General features: G+C 39.4%; 17 protein-coding genes and 2 tRNA genes. 15 read left to right on the top strand and 4 right to left on the bottom strand.

Annotation, left to right across the window (positions count from 1 at the left end; translation table 11 throughout):
• Positions 1-5 precede the first annotated feature (5 nt).
• The 8 genes from NYP54_RS08140 to NYP54_RS08175 all read left to right on the top strand — a co-directional run bounded on the left by NYP54_RS08140 (position 6) and on the right by NYP54_RS08175 (position 9,559).
• Positions 6-425 carry a hypothetical protein gene (locus tag NYP54_RS08140; protein ID WP_283156088.1) on the top strand — a complete coding sequence of 140 codons (420 nt, stop codon included), beginning with the start codon at positions 6-8 and terminating at the stop codon, positions 423-425.
• Positions 397-873, top strand: coding sequence for a ribosomal protein S18-alanine N-acetyltransferase (gene rimI, locus NYP54_RS08145; RefSeq protein ID WP_151194445.1), 477 nt, complete (start codon positions 397-399; stop codon positions 871-873). Before NYP54_RS08140 ends, rimI begins: the two co-directional genes overlap by 29 nt.
• A gap of 32 nt (positions 874-905) precedes the next feature.
• Positions 906-1,442, top strand: coding sequence for a DUF924 family protein (locus NYP54_RS08150; protein WP_283156089.1), 537 nt, complete (start codon positions 906-908; stop codon positions 1,440-1,442).
• A gap of 286 nt (positions 1,443-1,728) precedes the next feature.
• Positions 1,729-3,504, top strand: a complete 1,776-nt coding sequence (aspS, locus tag NYP54_RS08155) for an aspartate--tRNA ligase (protein WP_283156090.1) — start codon at positions 1,729-1,731, stop codon at positions 3,502-3,504.
• Between the two features lie 83 nt (positions 3,505-3,587).
• Positions 3,588-4,505, top strand: coding sequence for a S49 family peptidase (locus tag NYP54_RS08160; protein WP_283156091.1), 918 nt, complete (start codon positions 3,588-3,590; stop codon positions 4,503-4,505).
• Between the two features lie 93 nt (positions 4,506-4,598).
• The gene (locus NYP54_RS08165; protein WP_283156092.1) at positions 4,599-5,777 is read left to right on the top strand and encodes an IS3 family transposase; all 1,179 of its coding nucleotides are present in this window, start codon (positions 4,599-4,601) and stop codon (positions 5,775-5,777) included.
• A 299-nt stretch (positions 5,778-6,076) separates the two neighbouring features.
• Positions 6,077-7,792 (top strand): AAA family ATPase, encoded by a 1,716-nt coding sequence (locus NYP54_RS08170; RefSeq protein ID WP_283156093.1) that lies wholly within the window; start codon positions 6,077-6,079, stop codon positions 7,790-7,792.
• A gap of 213 nt (positions 7,793-8,005) precedes the next feature.
• A complete protein-coding gene (locus tag NYP54_RS08175; RefSeq protein ID WP_283156094.1) occupies positions 8,006-9,559 on the top strand; it encodes an AbgT family transporter in 1,554 nt (517 codons plus the stop codon).
• A gap of 284 nt (positions 9,560-9,843) precedes the next feature.
• On the opposite strand, the gene NYP54_RS08180 is transcribed toward NYP54_RS08175, so the two are convergent.
• The gene (locus NYP54_RS08180) at positions 9,844-10,506 is read right to left on the bottom strand and encodes a thioredoxin domain-containing protein (RefSeq protein WP_283156095.1); all 663 of its coding nucleotides are present in this window, start codon (positions 10,504-10,506) and stop codon (positions 9,844-9,846) included.
• A 276-nt stretch (positions 10,507-10,782) separates the two neighbouring features.
• Between NYP54_RS08180 and yaaA the strand changes: the two genes are divergently transcribed.
• Both yaaA and rlmH read left to right on the top strand, forming a co-directional pair.
• On the top strand, positions 10,783-11,556 hold the full coding sequence (gene yaaA, locus NYP54_RS08185) for a peroxide stress protein YaaA (protein ID WP_283156096.1): 774 nt from the start codon (positions 10,783-10,785) through the stop codon (positions 11,554-11,556).
• The gene (gene rlmH / locus NYP54_RS08190) at positions 11,553-12,023 is read left to right on the top strand and encodes a 23S rRNA (pseudouridine(1915)-N(3))-methyltransferase RlmH (protein WP_283156097.1); all 471 of its coding nucleotides are present in this window, start codon (positions 11,553-11,555) and stop codon (positions 12,021-12,023) included. The genes yaaA and rlmH overlap by 4 nt, the downstream gene beginning before the upstream one ends.
• On the opposite strand, the gene NYP54_RS08195 is transcribed toward rlmH, so the two are convergent.
• From NYP54_RS08195 to NYP54_RS08205, 3 genes are all read right to left on the bottom strand, one after another.
• A complete protein-coding gene (locus tag NYP54_RS08195; RefSeq protein ID WP_117003259.1) occupies positions 12,014-12,313 on the bottom strand; it encodes a hypothetical protein in 300 nt (99 codons plus the stop codon). The two genes, rlmH and NYP54_RS08195, sit on opposite strands and share 10 nt — an antisense overlap.
• 119 nt (positions 12,314-12,432) lie before the next feature.
• A tRNA-Asp gene (locus NYP54_RS08200) sits at positions 12,433-12,509 on the bottom strand.
• Positions 12,510-12,517: 8 nt separating this feature from the next.
• Positions 12,518-12,593, bottom strand: a tRNA-Thr gene (locus NYP54_RS08205).
• Between the two features lie 342 nt (positions 12,594-12,935).
• Between NYP54_RS08205 and kdpA the strand changes: the two genes are divergently transcribed.
• From kdpA to NYP54_RS08230, 5 genes are read left to right on the top strand one after another with little or no spacing between them, the layout of a single operon-like run.
• Entirely contained in the window at positions 12,936-14,648 is a 1,713-nt protein-coding gene (gene kdpA, locus NYP54_RS08210) for a potassium-transporting ATPase subunit KdpA (protein WP_283156098.1), read from the top strand.
• 53 nt (positions 14,649-14,701) lie between these two features.
• Positions 14,702-16,738 carry a potassium-transporting ATPase subunit KdpB gene (kdpB, locus tag NYP54_RS08215; RefSeq protein ID WP_283156099.1) on the top strand — a complete coding sequence of 679 codons (2,037 nt, stop codon included), beginning with the start codon at positions 14,702-14,704 and terminating at the stop codon, positions 16,736-16,738.
• 7 nt (positions 16,739-16,745) lie between these two features.
• Complete coding sequence (gene kdpC / locus NYP54_RS08220; RefSeq protein WP_283156100.1) at positions 16,746-17,306, top strand: potassium-transporting ATPase subunit KdpC; 561 nt, start codon at positions 16,746-16,748, stop codon at positions 17,304-17,306.
• A gap of 32 nt (positions 17,307-17,338) precedes the next feature.
• Positions 17,339-20,056 carry an ATP-binding protein gene (locus NYP54_RS08225; RefSeq protein ID WP_283156101.1) on the top strand — a complete coding sequence of 906 codons (2,718 nt, stop codon included), beginning with the start codon at positions 17,339-17,341 and terminating at the stop codon, positions 20,054-20,056.
• Complete coding sequence (locus NYP54_RS08230; RefSeq protein WP_283156102.1) at positions 20,031-20,735, top strand: response regulator transcription factor; 705 nt, start codon at positions 20,031-20,033, stop codon at positions 20,733-20,735. Before NYP54_RS08225 ends, NYP54_RS08230 begins: the two co-directional genes overlap by 26 nt.
• The last annotated feature ends 80 nt before the right edge of the window (positions 20,736-20,815 follow it).

Below are 20,815 nucleotides of genomic sequence, written 5' to 3' on the forward strand. Positions count from 1 at the left end.
TTTGCATGACCGAAAATGAGCGCCAAAATGCCATTTTACAGCATTTAGCCATTACGCGTTGGTATGCTAAAGATGATCCTGTTCATAAAAAAGAGCCATCAGCAGGTGAGACACATATTATTGCGAATAAACTGAGTGTGATTATATCCACTTTGGAGCAACAAGATCGTGTTAAAGCGCTTATAAATGCGATGTTTACACAGTTCTCAGTATGTTTTGTTGAAAAAGATCAAGCACAAGCAGAAAAAAATATAGCCTCAAGTGCGATAATTCTCTATGATGAAAACTTGACTTTAAAAACCTTGTTAGATCAAAGTTTGCATGATAGGTGTTATGCGCTTAAGCTGAATGAACTCAATCGTGCCGAGGTAAAAAAACAAACCATGATGAATCTTTATGCAGTATCAGATTTTGCCATTAGGTGAAAACCATTTACCACAGATGATGGATATTGAACGTGAGGTATTTGAATACCCATGGTCAGCGTCACAAATGAAAGATAGTATCCTGTCTGCGCATACAGAGACATGGGGTTTATTTGATCTTAATCATCAACTGATTGCTTTTGCGGTTATCTCAGTGATTTTTGATGAAGCCGAAATTCTTAATTTTTCAGTGGCAAAATCATACCAACATCAAGGTTTTGGACAAAAGCTTCTAGCCTATTTGATGAATCATTTGTCTTATAAGCAGATTGAGAAGTTATTTTTAGAGGTGAGAGTTACCAACATCCCTGCAATTAGCATCTATAGAAAATATGGCTTTGAAGAAATTTCAACTCGTAAGAACTATTATCGCGTTGGTGATAAGCATGAGGATGCACTGGTGTTGCAGGCAACGTTACAAATCCAGCATTCAACGCATTATTTTTAAAACGCATAAACTTAAACTTAAGAGGGCATGGTATGCACTATCAAGAGATTTTAGACTTTTGGTTTAAAGAGCTAACAGCAAAAGACTGGTTTGCAAAGAGTGATGCGTTGGATCAAAGCATTAAAGATCGATTTTTGGCAGTTCACAAAGCAGCATCTTGTGGTGAGTTGTTTGCATGGCGCGAAACAGCACAGGAGCGTTTGGCAGAAATTATTGTGCTCGATCAGTTTTCGCGCAATATTTTTAGAAGTACAAAAGAAGCTTTTGCCTATGACTCATTGGCTTTGATCTTAGCACAAGAGTTAGTGCTGTTGAAATTAGATCAAACATTAAGTGATAGTGAGCGTTCATTTGCTTATTTGCCTTATATGCATAGTGAGTCAAAAACCATTCATCAACAGGCATTGGTGCTTTATACTGCATTGGGCAATAGTGGAAGTTTAGAGTTTGAAATAGCGCACAAAGCAATTATTGATCGGTTTGGACGTTACCCACATCGCAATGCGCAACTAGGGCGAATCTCGAGTGATGAGGAAGAAGCCTTTCTGCTTGAGCATGCCGGCTTTTAATTTAGTTCAATACGTTAGGCGAAGACTAAATATTCACCCACAAGTGCTCACCGTACCCTGAGCATAAGTCGAAGGGTAAACTTAGGAAGATTACACTTTGCAGAGGCTTCGACTTACACTCAGCCAACGTTTACGCAATCAAAATGGGCGGGAATATGATCATAGCTATACGTTAAAACATAAATTTGCAAAACTCCCAGTCTCAATAATTGTTATCTGTCACATATTTGTATATGCTTAACGGCTTATATGTCTTTGTTATGTTGTGTTATTTAAAGGATAAAAAATGCGTAGTCATTATAGTTCAGAAGTAAATGAGTCTTTGGTTGATAAAACCGTTGAAATATGTGGATGGGTGCACCGCCGTCGTGACCATGGTGGTGTTATTTTCTTAGATATTCGCGATCGTACAGGTCTTGTGCAATTGGTTTATGAGCCAGAAAATGCGAGCGTTTTTGAACAAGCGGATCATGTGCGTCATGAATATGTGATTAAAGCTAAAGGTCTTGTTAAATTGCGCCCTGAAGGTCAGGAAAATAATAATCTAGCCAGTGGTAAGATTGAAATTATTGGACAAAGCCTAGAGCTTATTAATCGTGCTAAAACCATTCCTTTTCAATTAGATGAGCATCAGCATGTCGGTGAAGATGTGCGTTTGAAATATCGTTATATCGATTTAAGACGTCCTGAGATTCAAAATCGCTTGATCCAGCGTGCGCGTATTTCGCAGTTTGTTCGTCAATATCTAAATGAGCATGGATTTTTGGATATTGAAACGCCATTTTTAACTAAGGCAACGCCGGAAGGTGCACGTGATTATTTGGTGCCAAGTAGGAATCATCATGGTAAGTTTTATGCGTTACCGCAATCACCACAATTATTTAAACAGCTATTGATGGTTTCAGGTTTTGATCGTTATTATCAGATCGTTAAATGTTTTCGTGATGAAGATTTGCGTGCAGATAGACAGCCTGAATTTACTCAGATTGATATTGAGGTATCATTCATCGATGAAAATACGTTAATGAATTTAATGGAAGATATGGTTCGTCGTTTGTTTAAACAAACGGCAGATGCGGACTTCCCATCGCAATTTCCAGTGATTAGCTATGCTGAAGCGATGGCTAAATATGGTTCAGATAAGCCTGATTTACGTATTCCATTGCACTTCATTGATGTGAAAAACATTATGCAAAATGAAGAATTTAAAGTGTTCTCAGCACCTGCCAATGATGAAAAATCACGTGTCATTGCGATGCGTTTAGCTAATGGCAATGCACTCTTGACACGTAAAATGCTTGATGATTATACCAAGTTTGTTGGGATCTATGGCGCTAAAGGCTTGGCGTATATTAAGGTCAATGAGATGGCGAAAGGCAAAGAAGGACTGCAATCACCCATTGTCAAAAACCTCTCAGATGAAGCATTGACAAGAGTGCTTGAAGTCACAGAAGCCAAAGATGGTGATATTATTTTCTTTGGTGCGGGTAGAGCAAATATCGTCAATGATTCGATGGGCGCGCTACGCGTCAAAATTGGCGAAGACCTTAAACTACACACCAAAGCATGGGCGCCGTTATGGGTCGTTGATTTTCCGATGTTTGAAGAGGCAGATGGCAGGCTGTATGCATTACATCATCCGTTTACTGCGCCAAAAGTGGATAATGTCGACGAGCTTAAAGCGCATCCTGAAAAAGCTCTATCTCGCGCCTATGATATGGTGATCAATGGCTATGAAGTTGGGGGTGGCTCGATCCGTATCCATGATCAGCAAATGCAGCAAACGGTATTTGAGCTATTAGGAATTAACGAAGAAGAAGCCAAAGAGAAGTTTAGCTTCTTACTAGATGCTTTACAGTATGGTGCACCAATTCATGGCGGAATTGCATTTGGCTTAGATCGCTTAACAATGTTGATTACCCACACGACCAATATTCGTGACGTGATTGCTTTTCCTAAGACACAAACAGCGAGTTGCTTGATGACCGAGGCACCTGCTGAGGTTTCAAATGAGCAGTTACAAGAGCTTGCGATTAAAACAGTTATTACTGAGAAAGCATAAACTAAGCTGTATTTTTTTATCAAATCATCTACCATTAAACCTATGATTATTTTTATCTCTCTTTAAACAAATAAGGAAATATTATGTCTGAACATTTACAGCGTATTGCTGATGCCTATATTCTTGAGCAACGTCGCGCGCGGCGCTGGCGTATATTCTGGCGCTTTTGTTGGTTAGTCGTTGCGATTATCATTATTGGACTTTTGATTAAAAGCTTTAGCAGTAAACCGGTGAATAATGAAAATCATATTGCCTTAGTCAAGGTCGATGGGGTGATTGCCGATGATAGCAATGCCAATGCCACACGCATCAATGATAGTTTGGATGCGGCCTTTAAAAATAAAAATACTAAAGCGGTGATTGTACAGATCAATAGCCCCGGCGGCTCACCAGTGCAATCTGATGATATTTATGAACATATGCGCTATTTGCAAGATAAATATCCTAAGATTTCATTATATGCGGTGTGCGTCGATATTTGCGCATCAGGTGGTTATTACATTGCGTCAGGTGCTAAAGATATTTATGCCAATAAAATGACGATTACTGGCTCGATTGGTGTCAGAGCGGGTGGCTTTGGTTTTGTTGATTTATTAAAGAAAATCGGTGTTGAGCGCAGATTATACACCGCAGGTAAAGACAAAGGATTTTTAGATCCATTTGAACCGCAAAGTGCCTCGCAAGTATCGGAAATGGAAGCGATGCTGACTGAGACACATCAAGTATTTATCGATGCAGTGAAAGCAGGGCGAGGCGATCGACTTGACAAAAAACAAGAAGATAAGATATTCTCAGGCATGCCATTTTCGGGTGTACAAGCTAAGAAATATGGCTTGATTGATGGGTTTGCGTCAGTTGATAGTTTGCAACGTGAGAAATTTAATGATATGAGGGTGGTTAATTTCACTAAACCATTGAGTGTGTTTGATCAGATTAGTCAAAAGCTAGGTACTGAAGTAATGTATCAAGCAGCTGAAGCTAGTGGTTTGAAGTTGCAGTAGGTAGGGTTATAATACCCCAAGAAATTTAAACAGTATCTTTTGAAATTCATTTCCGATATATTGTTGAAAGTGAAATGAACAGAGGGCGTATTTATGAGCACAAAAAGGACAAGTTACTCATCCGAGTTTAAGGTCAAAGTTGTATTGGAATTATTGGCAAATGAGCTTACGTTAGCAGAGCTTGCTAGCAAACATAATATAACGACAAAAAACATCCAAAACTGGAAGAAAATCTTCTTGGATAATGCAGTTATTGCTATGGAGCCAGCCAAGGCGGTTAAAGAGTACAAATCTGAAAATGATAAGCTTCAACATGAGGTGGATAAGTATGCCAAGAAAGTTGGTCAACTTACGATTGAAAGGGATTGGCTTGAGGGAAAGCTCGCAAGCTTGGACTTATCAACTAAAAAATCTATGGTGGAGTCCAAGCTAGAAAATATTTCCATAGTTAAGCAATGCCAATTATTAGGTATAAATCGAGGCAACTGCTATTACACGCCTAAAATCAATAAGGAAGCACTTAAAATTAAAGCGCATATCCAGAAAATCCATGAAGAAATCCCTATTTATGGTGCGCTGAAGGTTCATCAGCAATTACTTGAGGATGGATTTAGTGTCAGCGTGAATACGGTGCAGAAATACCGTCAGGAAATGGGCTTAAAAGCGGTGTTGGCTGTCAGGTTTCCTAATTTGTCCGAGCCTTGTAAACAGCATGTTAAATACACTTATAAACTGCGTGGTATTAATATTTGTCGCGTTAACCAAGTGTGGTCTACTGATATCACGTATGTGAAGCTTAAGGGTGGTATGGTTTATCTTGCTGCGATAATTGATTGGTATTCAAAAGCCGTATTAAGTTGGCGTATATCGAATACGATGGATAGTAGCCTGGTAATGAGTGTTTTGCATGAAGCCCTTGATCGCTTTGGCAACCCTGAGATTTTTAACACTGACCAAGGCAGTCAATATACCTCGCATATACATACTGAGGCATTATCCAGTAGAGGTATTACTATCTCAATGGATGGCAAGGGGCGAGCTACTGATAACATTTGTATTGAGCGTTTTTGGCGCAGTGCAAAATGCGAGCGAATTTATCTTAATGAATATGGTTCTTTGCCTGAGCTTAGGTCTGATCTTGCTGATTATATTGATTTTTATAATCACCGTAGATTTCATGAGAGCTTGGGATACAAAAAACCAATGCATGTGTACAAAGAAGGTGTTATTAACTTTAAAAGTCAGGCGCAAAAAACATTGCAGGTTGCATGACATGTATAGGAATAAGAATTTTTAAAAAACTGTATTGACACTTCGGGGTAGAATATTAGGTGATTTGATTATTTAATTGAGCTACACAAGATAACTCTTGGATAGGTAAGCCGCTATTTTGACCAGTGAGACTTTTAAATTTTATTGCGGGAGATCCGTCTTTCTGGGGGTTACGATGGACACGGCTGCCCCATCTAAAATATGTCGTACGTGTTGAATCAAATGTTTGCTAGCAATAGCAATTTCACCTTAAGCTTGTTACTATAGCTCGAAATTTTTACGTTTAGATCTGGATAGCGATGGCTAAGAAAATCCATATTGGCTCCTCGAATTTTGGGGAATTAATCACTGAAAATAGTGTGTTCGTTGATAAGAGTTTATTTATCAAAGACATTATTGAAGACACCAGTAAAGTGATTTTAATCACGCGTCCAAGGCGCTTTGGTAAAACCTTGAATATGTCAATGTTGCATCATTTTTTTGCAGCAAAAGTTGATTTTACCAAAACGAGTGGTTTGTTTAATCAACTAGCAATTGCATATGAGGATGATGGCGCGTATATCGCTAATTACCAAGGGCAATATCCCGTTATTTTTGTCAGCTTTAAAGATATTAAAGCACGAGACTATGATGCAGCACATGAGCAGTTATCTTACCTTATTCGAGAGGTATATAATGCCCATTATTATCTCTTGGAATCCACCTATCTAAATGCGACCGACAAGAATATATTTGAAAGCTATCTCGAATTGGGGAAGTTTAGCGCTTCAAAAATTGACGTAAGTCTGCGGTTTTTAAGTCATCTGCTTTATAAGCATTACCGCCAAAGAGTAGTGATCTTACTTGATGAGTATGACACACCGTTAAATGCAGCCTATGTTGAGAACTATATTGAGGAGTTCACTCCCTTAATACGCAATTTAATGAGCAATACCTTCAAGGATAATAATGCCTTATACAAAGGGGTGATGACGGGGATTTTACGTGTATCAAAAGACAGTATGCTATCAGGTTTGAACAATTTGGAAGTTTATACCATTTTGGATAAAGAGTATCGTCAGTACTTTGGCTTTAGCAGTGAAGAGGTTGATGCGCTTTATCAAGAGCAGGGCTTGAGTGATGCTAGAGACAATGCGAAAAAATGGTACAACGGCTACAAATTTGGTGGACTAGAAATTTATAATCCTTGGTCAATATTGAATTGTTTGCATAAAAAGGGGAAATTTGATGATTTTTGGATACATACCTCTAATAATCAAATGATTGAGAATTTATTGTTAAAGTTTCGCGAGGATGTGCATCCTGCATTAGCACAGTTAATGGAGCATAAAACAGCGAATGTGCTGGTTGATCGTCATGTTACTTATAATACGTTGAATTACCAAAGTAGTAGCTTATGGAGTCTGCTGTTATTTGCCGGTTATTTAACAACGGAGCAGGTTGCAACAACCGATGGGCTTTTGTATGAATGTCAGATACGTTTGCCTAATATTGAGATCGTGCATCTTCTTAATTATTATTTTAAATTCTGGTTGAATACGCGCATGGGAGTAAAGTATCAGTCCTTTCTCGATAATCTTGTTTATGGACAGGTTGAGGCATTTAGTGAGCAGCTAAATGATTATTTGACGGAGGCATTAAGTGTGCGTGATACTGGTTATACGGCGGAGAAGTTTTATCATGGATTGGTTTTAGGTTTGATTGCCTCATTAAGATCAACGCATATCGTGCATTCCAATCGTGAAACAGGCTTTGGTTTTGCTGATGTGTTGCTCTATCCGTTGGCGAGTAATCACAAGAATGACATCGGGATTGTGATGGAGTTTAAGCATGCCAAGGAAGACAATAGTCAGGATGTTGAGATGCTTGCAGTTAAAGCCTTGGAACAGATTGAGCAAAAGAACTACATCACTGAGCTTAAGGCACAAGCGCAGGTCAAACGTATTTTACTGTTGGGGATGGCATTCAACCATAAACAAGTGATAGTGAAGTCTCATTGGCAGATAGTGCGCTAGTACTATTATAGGTATTTTGTTTATTGGCTCATTGTTACACTTAACTTTATATGGCGCTTAATGAATACTTTTGTTTCGCACTGGTTGCTTAGCTTCGGTGCATCTTATACGCATAAAAGCGCCTGAGTGTAATTACTATTTACACATTCTTTCCCATCAATTTATCTGAATGAATTATAGTGGTTATTTATTCAATAAATTGATGGGGTGCTTATGACAAAGCGAGGTTTAATTAATCGATCGTTATCAGCAATTGAAGTGGTGGGTAATAAACTACCACCACCAGCGATGCTGTTTTTCTGGTTAACGATATTTTTAATTGTATTAAGTGCATTATTTGCTTGGCTAGGTGTTAAGGTATTGGATCCGCGTGTGCAGGATGCAGAAGCCTATATTGATGTATTTAATTTGCTGAGTGCTGAAGGTGTTCGCTATATTTTTAGCAGTGTTGTTGATAATTTTGTCGGATTTGCACCATTAGGTACGGTTTTGGTGGCGTTTATAGGGGTAAGTCTTGCTGAGCATTCTGGCTTTATTAGTGCGTCCATTAGGGCAATTATCGGTAAGAGTAATCGAGTAACTGTTACTGCAATTATTGTTTTTGCTGGGGTTATGTCAAATACTGCAGGTGAGCTAGGGTATCTGGTGATCATTCCTTTGGCGGGGGTGATTTTCCACTCGATGGGACGTCATCCGATTGCTGGCATGGCTGCGGCATTTGCTGGTGTTTCTGGTGGGTATAGTGCTAATTTATTATTAGGTACGGTTGATCCACTATTAAGTGGATTAACGCAAGAAGCCGCGCATTTGCTAAACCCTGAATATCGAGTAGGTGCCGAGGCGAATTGGTACTTTATGATAGGGAGCACTTTTTTAGTAACTGCCGTTGTGACACTATTGTCACAAAAAGTAGTTGAGCCACGTTTAGGCAAATACCAATCAGGCACTGAGCTTGATGATGAGGAAAAAGCATTGGAGTCACAGATTCATCTGACCAAGCTTGAGAAAAGGGGCTTAGTCTCGGCGCTTGTGTCGATTGTTATCTTGTCACTTATTATTGTTTATTTGGTCGTGCCTGAAGGTGCGATCCTACGTAATCAGCAAACTGGATTGATTGCTAATTCCCCATTTTTAAACAGTATCGTGTTTTTGATATTATTGTTTTTTGCAGTGGCAGGTATTGTTTATGGTTATGTGACCAAAAGCTTCAAAAGCACTAAAGATATCGTTAATGCCATGGATAAGACGTTTAATACCTTGGGTACTTATATTGTTTTGGTGTTTTTTGCGGCACAGTTTGTCGCATACTTCAAGGTGACAAATTTGGGCACGATCATCGCAGTTGCTGGTGCGACAGCGCTAGAGAGTATTAACTTCACAGGGGCGCCATTGATTATAAGCTTTGTGATTTTAGCGGCTTTTATCAATCTGTTTATGGGGAGCGCCTCAGCAAAATGGTCGATGTTAGCTCCTGTATTTGTGCCGATGTTTATGCTATTAGGTTATTCACCTGAATTGGTGCAAGTGGCATATCGTGTTGGCGACTCGGCAACAAATATTATCTCACCATTGATGAGCTACTTTGCTTTGATCGTCGCATTTTTCCAAAAATATGATAAAAATTCAGGCATTGGTACGATTGTCGCCACGATGTTGCCTTACTCAATTGTATTATTAATCACGTGGAGTATTTTCCTCTATCTTTGGGTGTTTTTATTTAATTTACCCGTTGGACCTGGTGTTGATTCGTTCTATCAAATAAAGTAGTCTGACTTGAGTAGACTCCCACTACGAGCCATTTTATAGAAGTTCCTGCTTTAATTGGCTTCGACTTACGCTCAGCCAACGACTATGTTTAGTAATGATATATAAATAAGCTGCATCAGCTAATACCTCTCCCCTTGTGGGAGAGGTCGTGCAGCTCATGCTGCACGGGTGAGGGGTAATTAAAATGTGCTTTATGCTTTAGCCGTTCCCTGAGCGTAAGTCGAAGGGAAGGCGCAAAACAATAATTGACTTTGACTAATGCTCAGCCAACACTTATAGTGTTGCTATGCCAGATAATTAAGTGCACGTTTGATGATATATTCAGGTACATTTTGATATTCAGAAAAGTAGATTTGACTTACTTCAGTTGCGTTGTGCTGATACACATAAACGCTTGGTGAGTGAGTGACTCCAGCGGCTTTTGCTAAAGCATTATTATCTTTAACTTCTTGATCAACCATCTTTTTAAGATATGGTGTTTCATTAATGTTTAAATTGATCATTAAATCAGACAAGGTGTTTTGATCAACAACCTTACCTGATTTAATCAAACTATGGAGCTCGTGCAAAAATTCTTGCATGAGCTCCACCCCGCCCACAGTGTAAGTGAAAGCCAAATAATGTGACGCATCAGGGCTTTGTGTCGTGCTAATGGGGTAAATGTTTATTTTGATGTCTTTATCATTGGTAAGCGTTAATAGCGTATTTATATTCTCTAAACAGGTGGGTCTTGAGTAGTCACAGAATTGCGTGATGACTTTACTTGCCTGTGGATTGCCAAATGTAATCTTAGGCGATTTGTCAAAGTTTAAATTTTTATGAATAAATACATTGGCTTGATAGCGTGAAAAAGCATGCATATCACAAGCTTCTTCGCCAGCTTTATGTCCCGCATTGGCAAGGCTTGCGCATAAAATTGTACTTAAAAGTAGAGTGAGCTTTTTCATGTGTTTATCCAGATTATTTTGATATCTGGCAGTGTATTGAATAGTCTGAAGAAAGAGAAATTTAAAAACTTTATAGACGTATTAGGTTTTTTAAATATTGTATATCCTAATGCACAGATTCTGTTGGTGTACAATCCCTAAAATTTTAAATGACAGCACGGTTTTACGCGCTTATTTTAATCTTACGTAATTGCCCATAGTGATAAATGATTTTATATTTTATTGGCAGCAAGTTTTGTTACAATGTGAAAAATTTTTTAAAACGGAAAAACCATTATGCTAAGTCTTATTTCACCGGCAAAAAGTCAAGATTTCAGTCAGAATGCGTCAACAGAGCTTACGAGTAATGTATTGTTTGCTGAGCAAATAAAGCAGCTCGTGGCTAAGCTTAAACACTATACGCCAGATGGGTTTGAGCGGTTAATGAAAATATCACCAAAGCTTGCCGAAGGTGTGTTTGATATGTATATCAACTTTGATGGCAATCACTACGGCAAAGACAATGCCAAACAAGCGCTATTTGCTTTTACTGGTGATGTTTATCGAGGTTTGGATGCACTTACTTTGTCACCTGCACAAATTCATTATGCACAAGAGCATTTGCTAATGATCTCAGGCTTATATGGATTGATTCGACCATTGGATTTAATTCAGGCATATCGTTTGGAAATGAGCACTAAATTTTATATTGATGATGTGTTGCTCTATGAGTTTTGGCGAGAAAGGTTAACAAAGAAGCTAAATGACATTATTAAAGATAATAATCACCAAGCAATCGTTAATTTGGCATCCAATGAGTACAGCAAGGCGATTGATAAGAAAATGATTAAAGCAACATGGCTTGAAGTTGATTTTAAAGAACTCCATAAAGGTAAATATCAAACCATTGCACTTTTTGCCAAGCGTGCACGCGGGAGAATGGTGCGCTATATTATCGATCATAACATTAATGATATAGAAGCGCTTAAAGGCTTTGACTATGATGGTTACGTTTTTAATCCAGAATTTTCGCGTGATAAATCATTTTGCTTTACTCGAGTTAAGCCATGAAGATTAAATTACTTGCCTTAGGTGAGAAAATGCCAGCGTGGGTGCAAGAGGGTGTTAATGAATATCAAAAGCGATTAACAGGTTCTTCAATTCAGTTGCAGGTGATTGAGTTACCTATTGCCAAGCGCACAAAAACGGGCTCAATTGATGGTTGGTTGGCGCAAGAAGCAAAAACAGTATTGTCCAAGCTAAATGAGCAAGATCATTTGGTGATCTTAGATGTGCAATCGAAGCTTGTTAGTACTGAAGAGCTTGCGCAAAAAATGGAAAACTGGCAGCAAAATACGCCAAACGTTGCGATTTTGATTGGTGGACCAGATGGGATTGATGATTCGATCAAGCATTTAGCAAAAGAAAAAATATCTCTGTCAAAGATGACGTTCCCGCACCCAATTGTACGGATTATTTTTGCTGAGCAGATCTATCGTGCGTGGACGATTTTACAAGGTCATCCGTATCACAAATAGCGAATGGCTGAGAAATAATGATGGAATATATTTAAGGTGTTTTCAGGGTTCTGCTGACATTCCTCATAAATGAAATCCATGTTCTTTGGAAAGTGCAGAATCTTTTTCTTGGTTACAGATTCAAGCCAGCCATGAATGTTAAGCTCTTCAGGGTAGGTTGCTGTCATTTCAAGATAGCTAAAAGTAATACCGTCATCTGAATAAGAAATATAGATAATCGTTAATTGTCCTTTGTGATCGCGGATCTTGATCGGCAGTTTGAGGGCATCATCTTCGTTTGCTAACTTCATATGTACTCTACTGAATTCCTAATGAACATAAGTCTAACAGGTATTTTAATACATGCAAATTAGGTCGTTATCTTGAATTTGTTTTAAGGAATCTGCTTTGAAAAAATCTCTAAATATCGTGGCGGAATGGACGGGACTCGAACCCGCGACCCCCTGCGTGACAGGCAGGTATTCTAACCAACTGAACTACCACTCCGCTTTTGATGGTGCCGACACCAGGACTTGAACCCGGAACCTGCCGATTACAAGTCGGCTGCTCTACCAGTTGAGCCATGTCGGCGACAGAAAGGCATTCTATAGATTTCCGATTAGATGTCAACGCCTAATTTTTAAAAATAATGAAATATTTGTTAAATTGATCAAGGAATAGCGCAAGCTATAAATTGGCTTGTTACAACGCGATATTTTGAGTGCGGCATCAAGCTTTATATTTTTTTTATATTTCCGAATAAAACCCCTATCGAATTTTTATTCTTATCACTCGTACAATTTAGCCTGAGTGATTATTGTCAACATTAAGAGAGGTGTTTTAGATGACAATATTTTCAGGCGTGATAATGGCGGTATTAGCCATTTATATGATTATTGTTTTAATTTTCCCAGAGCGATTTTAGGTAAAAGTATGTATCACAATATTTGGTTATTCGTTATTTTTATTGGCGTTTTGTTAGTTATTACAAAGCCATTAGGAACATATATTTATAATGTTTATCATGGACGAAGAACGTTTTTAGATTGGTTTGCTTCACCACTTGAACGTGGTTATGGCAAATTAATTGGCGCTCATCTGAATAAAGAGCAAAGCGCTAAACAGTATTTATTGAGCTTGTTAGTGTTTTCGCTATTCGCGCTGTTATTCGTGTTTGTTATATTAATGCTGCAGGCTTTCGTACCTTTAAATCCACAGCATATTGACAATATGACGTGGCATCAGGCATTTAATACCGCAGCAAGCTTTGTTTCTAATACCAACTGGCAGAGTTACTCTGGTGAAACTGGTGTCAGCTATTTATCACAGATGGCAGCATTGGCTGTGCAAAATTTTGTCTCCGCTGCGGTGGGTATATCAGTGGCTATCGCTTTGTTTCGCGGCATTGCGAGAAACAATGAAGCAACGATTGGTAATTTCTGGTCAGATTTAGGTAAGGCTGTTTTTTGGATCTTACTACCGCTTTGTATTGTCATTACAATTATTTATATATTGCAAGGAGTGCCGCAAAACTTCATGGATTACGTACATGCACATACCTTATCAGGCGCTGAGCAAATCATCCCACAAGGACCTGTAGCGTCACAAGAGGCAATTAAATCATTAGGAACTAATGGAGGCGGTTTTTTTAATGCTAACTCAGCACACCCGTATGAGAACCCAACTGCATTAACCAATTTTATTCAAGTATTGAGTATTTTTGCCATTGGTGCTGCATTAACTTACACCTTTGGCAAATGGGTAGGAAACACCAAGCAAGGCTGGTTTATTTTGGCAGTGATGGGGGTGTTGTTTATTTGCTCATTAACTGTGATGACCTACGCTGAATTAAAAGGCATGCCCAATCCACAAAGTACGCATATTGCCGATATCTATGGACAATCTGGACATTTAGCGAATCTGGAAGGCAAAGAGATGCGTTTTGGAATTTTCCAATCCACGCTTTATAACACAGTATCCACCTCTGCTTCAGATGGCGGTGTCAATAGCATGCTTGATAGCTATACCCCAATTGGTGGCGCTGCAGCATTGGTCAATATGGCGCTTGGTGAGATTATTATCGGCGGTGTTGGCACGGGGATGTATGGCTTTTTACTGTTTATGTTATTAAGCGTTTTTATCGCCTCGCTAATGGTTGGCAGAATCCCAAGCATATTAGGTAAACGTATTGAAGGCACACAAATGAAATGGGTAATGCTTGGTGTGCTTATTTCTCCTTGTTGTGTGCTTATATTTACCGCGATTGCTGCTGTGTTACCAAGTACTTATGCAAGTCTGACCAATACGGGTGCGCACGGGTTTAGTGAGATCTTATATGCTTATACCTCTGCAGCTAACAATAATGGCAGTGCATTTACAGGCTTAAATGCTAATACATTGTTTTTTAATGTGACCCTTGGGATAGCAATGTTATTAGGACGTTTTGTTACGATTGCCGCGGTGATTATGCTTGCGGGAAGTTTGGTTGCGACAAAGCGTGCCACGGATCAAATTGGCTCGAGCTTACTATCAACAACAAGTGTTTTATTTGGTGTATTGGTATTATTTACGATTTTGATTGTTGGCGGTCTCACGATTTTCCCCGCATTATCACTAGGACCGATTCTTGATTACGTCACGTTTTAATTTTTTTAATCTTTTAGATCATTGATATCTTTTATAGTTTGGAGTTTATGAAAATGGCACATCAAAATGGATCAATCTTTTCAAAAACATTGATCATGCCGGCGATTAAAGCGGCATTTATAAAGTGTAACCCGAAAGAAATGTATCGCAATCCGGTGATGTTTTGTGTTTATGTCGTCACAATCTTATGCTCGCTTTATCTCATACAAGCATTCGTTAGCGGCAAAGAGATTGGCTTTACATTGCAAATCACTTTATGGTTATGGATAACCCTGTTATTTGCTAATTTTGCTGAGAGTATTGCTGAGGGCAAAGGTAAGGCGCAAGCCGATAGTTTGCGCGCTACCAAATCACAATTAAGTGCTAAGCGTTATAATGAAAGCGGTGAGCTTGAAGTGCTTGCTGCTGAGTTATTACGCGCAGGTGATATTGTCTTGGTGCAAACGGGTGATTTCATGCCAGCAGATGGTGAGGTGATCGAGGGTATTGCAACGATTGATGAGTCTGCAATTACCGGAGAATCACAACCAGTGGTTAGAGAAGCAGGCTCTGATAGCTCAGCAGTCACAGCAGGCACCAAAGTCATCTCCGATGAGATTAAAGTGCGTGTTACCTCTAATCCAGGTGAGAGCTTTTTGGATAAGATGATTGCCTTGGTCGAGAATGCCAAACGTTTAAAAACGCCGAATGAAATTGCTTTAACGATTTTATTATCAGGGTTGACGTTGATTTTTATCGTGGCTGTTTGCGCGCTTTACGGTATGGCACAATTTAGTCATGTAACACTATCTGTTGTCGTATTAATCGCGTTATTTGTGACCTTGATTCCAACGACGATTGCAGGACTATTATCAGCCATTGGTATTTCGGGTATGGATCGCTTGATGAAAGCTAATGTTATTGCACTTTCTGGTCGTGCAGTTGAAGCCTCAGGCAATATCGATGTATTACTGTTGGATAAAACTGGTACGATCACCTTAGGTAATCGCTTTGCCACAGAGTTTTTGGTTATTAATGGTGTCAGTGAGCGCGATCTAGCCTATGCGGCATGGTTGTCCTCATTAGCAGATGAAACACCAGAGGGTAAGTCGATTGTCAAGCTTGCTGAAAAGCGCTTTGGTTTTAAGCGTGAGGATATTGATTTAGCTCATGCACAGATGATCCCTTTCTCAGCCTACACACGCATGAGCGGGATTGACTATAACGCGCTTAATATCCGTAAAGGGGCGGTGAGTGCCATTACTAAGCATCTGGGTAATCACTCGCCAGATACGGTAAGTCACAGTTTTACCTTAATGGTTGAGCGTATTGCTGAAGAAGGGGGTACACCATTGGCAGTTTGTCAAAATAATGAATTATTGGGGGTGATTTATCTTAAAGACGTCATTAAACCCGCGATTAAAGAAAAGTTTGATGAGCTAAGAAAAATGGGGATTAAAACGGTGATGATCACGGGAGATAACCCTTTAACGGCAGCGGCAATTGCTGCTGAAGCGGGCGTTGATGATTTTATCGCGCAAGCCTCACCTCAAGACAAATTAGACTACATCAAAAAAGTGCAAAAAGAAGGCAAAACGGTAGCAATGTGCGGCGATGGCACCAATGATGCACCTGCTTTAGCGCAAGCCGATGTCGGTGTTGCCATGGCAAGTGGTACGACGGCAGCACGTGAGGCGGGCAATATGGTCGACTTGGATTCAGATCCTAAAAAATTGATTGAAATCGTGCGCATTGGTAAGCAGATCCTTGTCACACGTGGTGCGCTGACAACCTTTAGTATCACCAATGACGTGGCGAAATATTTTGCGATTATTCCAGCATTGTTTGTGGTCAGTTTCCCAAGCTTAAATGCGCTTAATATCATGCATTTGCACTCACCGATGAGTGCGATCTTATCAGCAGTAATCTTCAATGCATTAGTTATTGTGTTTTTAATTCCGATGGCATTGGTTGGTGTTAAAAATGTCAGTATTAGTGCGCATAAGCTGCTGCAGCGTAATCTGTTGCTATACGGTTTAGGGGGCATTTTAGTGCCATTTATCGGCATTAAATTAATCGATATGGTCATTACAGCCATAGGTCTAGTGTAGGAGAGAAATGATGTTTTATGAAATTCGTCGCGGGCTTATAGCAATGCTTTTTTTTACGATTATCTTAGGTGTTTTTTATCCCTTATTGATGACGGGTATTGGTTTTTTCGTTGCCAAAGATCAGGCACAAGGCTCGTTGGTTAAATACGATGGGCAGGTTGTTGGCTCAAGCCTGATTGGACAAAATTTTGCCGATAATTTATTTCAATCGCGACCATCGGCAAACAACTATGATGGACTTGCCTCGGGTGGTACGAGTATGGCGCTTAACAATGTAAATTTAGTTAAGAATGTACAGACTCGAATCGAGGGTTTGCAGCAAAAATACGGGACGAGCAAAGTCCCTGCTGATTTGGTGTTTTCCTCAGGCAGTGGCTTAGATCCGGATATCTCGCTGATGGCAGCAAAATATCAAGCGCCATATATCGCTAAGGTCAATCATTTGTCAGTTGCTAAAGTCCTGCAATTGATTGATGACAACACAGTGCATCATCTCTTTAATCCAGCAACGGTTAATGTGCTTAAATTAAACTTGGCACTGCAAGCATTTAAAGAAAAGTTGGGTTAAACTAATGCATAGGTTGTTTAGTGGAATCATCTATGGCGAATGAGCACATGCCGACTCATGAAAATTCTAACGGTCATAAAGTCGATGCGTTATTGAATCTTGCAAATAAGTCGGAGAGGTCTAAACGTGGACGATTAAAGATTTTCTTGGGTGCTGCTCCTGGTGTGGGTAAAACCTATGCGATGTTAACACGTGCCCAAGAGCTTAAGCGTGCAGGACATGATGTGGCGATTGGTTTGGTGGTGACACATGAACGTAAAGAGACAGAAAATTTAGTCGGTGATCTTGAGCAAATCCCACTAAAAGCAATCGCTTACAAAGGTAAGGTGTTTAATGAGCTTGATGTCGATGCCATTATTCAGCGCAAGCCAGAAACAGTAATCATTGATGAATTACCACATAAAAACCTTGCAACGGAGCGTAACAAAAAGCGCTATTTAGACATCGTTGAGATTCTAGAAGCAGGGATTAATGTCTATACCGCAATTAATATTCAACATATCGCAAGCTTAAGCTATGAGGTCGAGGAGATTACTCTGGTCAACGTTGAAGAAACTGTACCGGATAGTTTTATTCAATCAGCCGATGAGCTGATGATTGTTGATATCACGCCTGAGGAGCTGATCAAGCGCTTAAATGAAGGGCGCGTTTATCATCATGACATGGCAAAACGCGCTTTATCACGCTATTTCCAATACACCAATCTTGCGATACTTCGAGATTATGCGCTACGTTTAGCCGCTTCGCATGTCGGTGAAGATGTCCGCTCATATAAGAAACTTTATGATTCACATGCCAATATTGCCGCTTCACCTTGTGTGCTGGTTTGTTGTGCCTATGATGCGTCAACACCAAGACTGCTTAGAAAAGGCAAGCAACTTGCCACGATCGCCAATGCGCGACTATTAGCGATATTTATCCATAACCCACAAAAGCAACTATCGCGCGTGAAACTAAGAGAGATTAGGCGTTATAAAACATTGGCAATTGAGTTAGGTTATCAATTAGAGCATATCTCAGGTGGTAGGCTATCAAAAGCGATTATTCGCTATGCCAATGATCACAATGTCACTGATATTGTCATTGGCAAATCAAAACGGGCTAAATGGCTAGATTGGCTGTTGGGTTCAGTGGTTTATGATGTTATTCGTCATAGTGAGCACAAACAAGTGCATGTGATTAGTACGCATAAAGCGCGCCTCTCTGATCTTTTCTCGCGCTTTAAAGAAGTTAAACAAAATAGCAATACAACGTGGATTAATGTCATTAAAGCATTAGCAATTACGTTTGTCTCTGGGCTTTTTATATTTTTTGGATTAAGTTTTGTCGGCTTGTCTGGACAATCACTTATTCTGGTACTGGTTTTGATATTATGCGCTTATCGCTATGGGCTTAAAGCATCAATTGCCTCGTCGATTCTAAGTTTTATAATGTACATGTATATGTATTTGACACCTACTTTTCAATTTACGATTGGTACTTTTTCACAAGTCATTACCTTTATCATATTTATGTTAGTTGTTTTGATCGTTAGCCAATTAACGGCACGTACGCGCCGCTCATTAAAGGTATTGCGCTCACGTGAAAAGACTTTATCGATGCTATATAAGTTTTCAAATGAGATTACGATCAAGCAGAAAAATCAGTCGTTTTATCAGCGTTTTTTAGAGGCATTAGCGCAGTACTTTGATTATGAGTTTGCATTTATTGTTGCTGATGATCATAAGTTATATGAGACCATTCCCAATTCATGTCAGTTAAGTGATAAAGAGCAAGCCGCGGTGCGCTGGTGTTGGAGTAATAAAACGGCTTGTGGCAAAAGCACGCAAACCTTTAGCGCGTTACCATGGTATTTTGAGCCATTGATTGTTGATGGGCGTATGCTTGGCATTATTGCGATTTGTGTGAAGTTTGAGTATAAAGTCGAAGCCTTCATGTTTGATCAAATACTCATTAAAACAATGCTGTCACATGTTGCTAATGCATTATTACAACAGCGTTTATCACAGCAAGAGCAAGAAGCGATGATTTTAAAAGAGCAGGAAAAACTGCAAAAAACATTACTATCATCGGTGTCTCACGATTTAAAAACACCATTAGCATCGATTACTGGTGCCTTATCTAGTGTATTAAGCTATGAAAAGATGTTTTCCAAAGAAGATAAAGCCGAGATGCTTACTGTTGCTTTGGAAGAAAGCAAACGCTTAGATCAATATATCGATCATATTCTGCAGATGTTGAAGTTTAGCTCAGGTATCACCATTAATAAGCAAAACGTGCCGTTAAAGACATTAATTAACCAGGTGCTGGCTATTGCCAAAAAGCGTTTTGTGAGTCACCAGTTTAAGCTGCAATGTCTTGATAAAGACCTTGTCATTAATGGCGATAAGCTGCTATTGGAGCAGGTTTTGCTTAATCTAATATCCAATGCGATTAAGTTTAGTGCTGCCAATAGTCAAATTACTTTGAACTTAAAATGTATAAACACTTCGGCAGTTATTGAGGTCATTGATCAAGGCATTGGGCTTGAGCAGGCAGAGCTAGAGAGTGTATTCTCGATTTTTCATCGACTCAAGAAATCAGATAGTTATACTAAAGGGCATGGACTGGGTCTTGCCATTTGTAAGGATATTGTTACAGCCCATCATGGTGAGATTTATGCTACCAGTGAGGGTGCTCATAAAGGCAGTACATTTATTGTTAAATTACCGATAGTGAATCCATATGAACAAGAAAATATTATTAATTGATGATGAAGCGCAAATTCGCAAATTCTTAAAGAAAACCTTATTGGTTCTTGGTTACGATGTCTATGATGCCGTCAGTGCTGAACACGCGACAGAGATTTTAAACCAGCAGCATCCTGATCTTATTCTATTAGATCTAGGCTTGCCTGATCAGGATGGACAAAAGTGGTTAGCAAATCTAAGAGTCAAACACCTGCACGTGCCAGTGATTGTGGTATCGGCAAGATGCGATGGTGATGAAGTGGTCAAAGCACTTGAGAATGGTGCGAATGATTATGTCAGAAAACCGTTTGATATGTCTGAACTAGTTGCGCGTATCAAACGTAACCTTGAGCTTGTCGATGCGTTTAAAGCTGAGGACAAGGCAGCAGAGTCTGTTTATCAGTTTGAAAATATGCGTGTTCATATTGCCGATCATCGTGTGATGATCAATGATGAGGTGATTCATTTATCAAAAAAAGAGTTTCTGTTATTGAGTGTGTTTTGTCAAAACGCGGGGAAACTATTGACCCAAAATCAGATCTTACAGCAAATATGGGGCGAATATTTTGCTGATGAAGTACAGTATCTGCGTGTTTACGTCGGACAATTGCGCAAAAAGCTTGCTGCCTGCACCAAACAGCCATTGATTACCACCGAATCAGGCGTGGGATATCGGTTTGCAAAGGTGGATGTTTATTAATAAAGAGTGATCAAAAAATAGATGGCGTTATTTCTCACCTCTCTCCTTTCGGGAGAGGTCGTGGAGTATAAGCGACACGG

This window comes from Cysteiniphilum sp. QT6929 (genome assembly GCF_030035755.1).
GTDB classification, from domain to species: domain Bacteria; phylum Pseudomonadota; class Gammaproteobacteria; order Francisellales; family Francisellaceae; genus Caedibacter; species Caedibacter litoralis.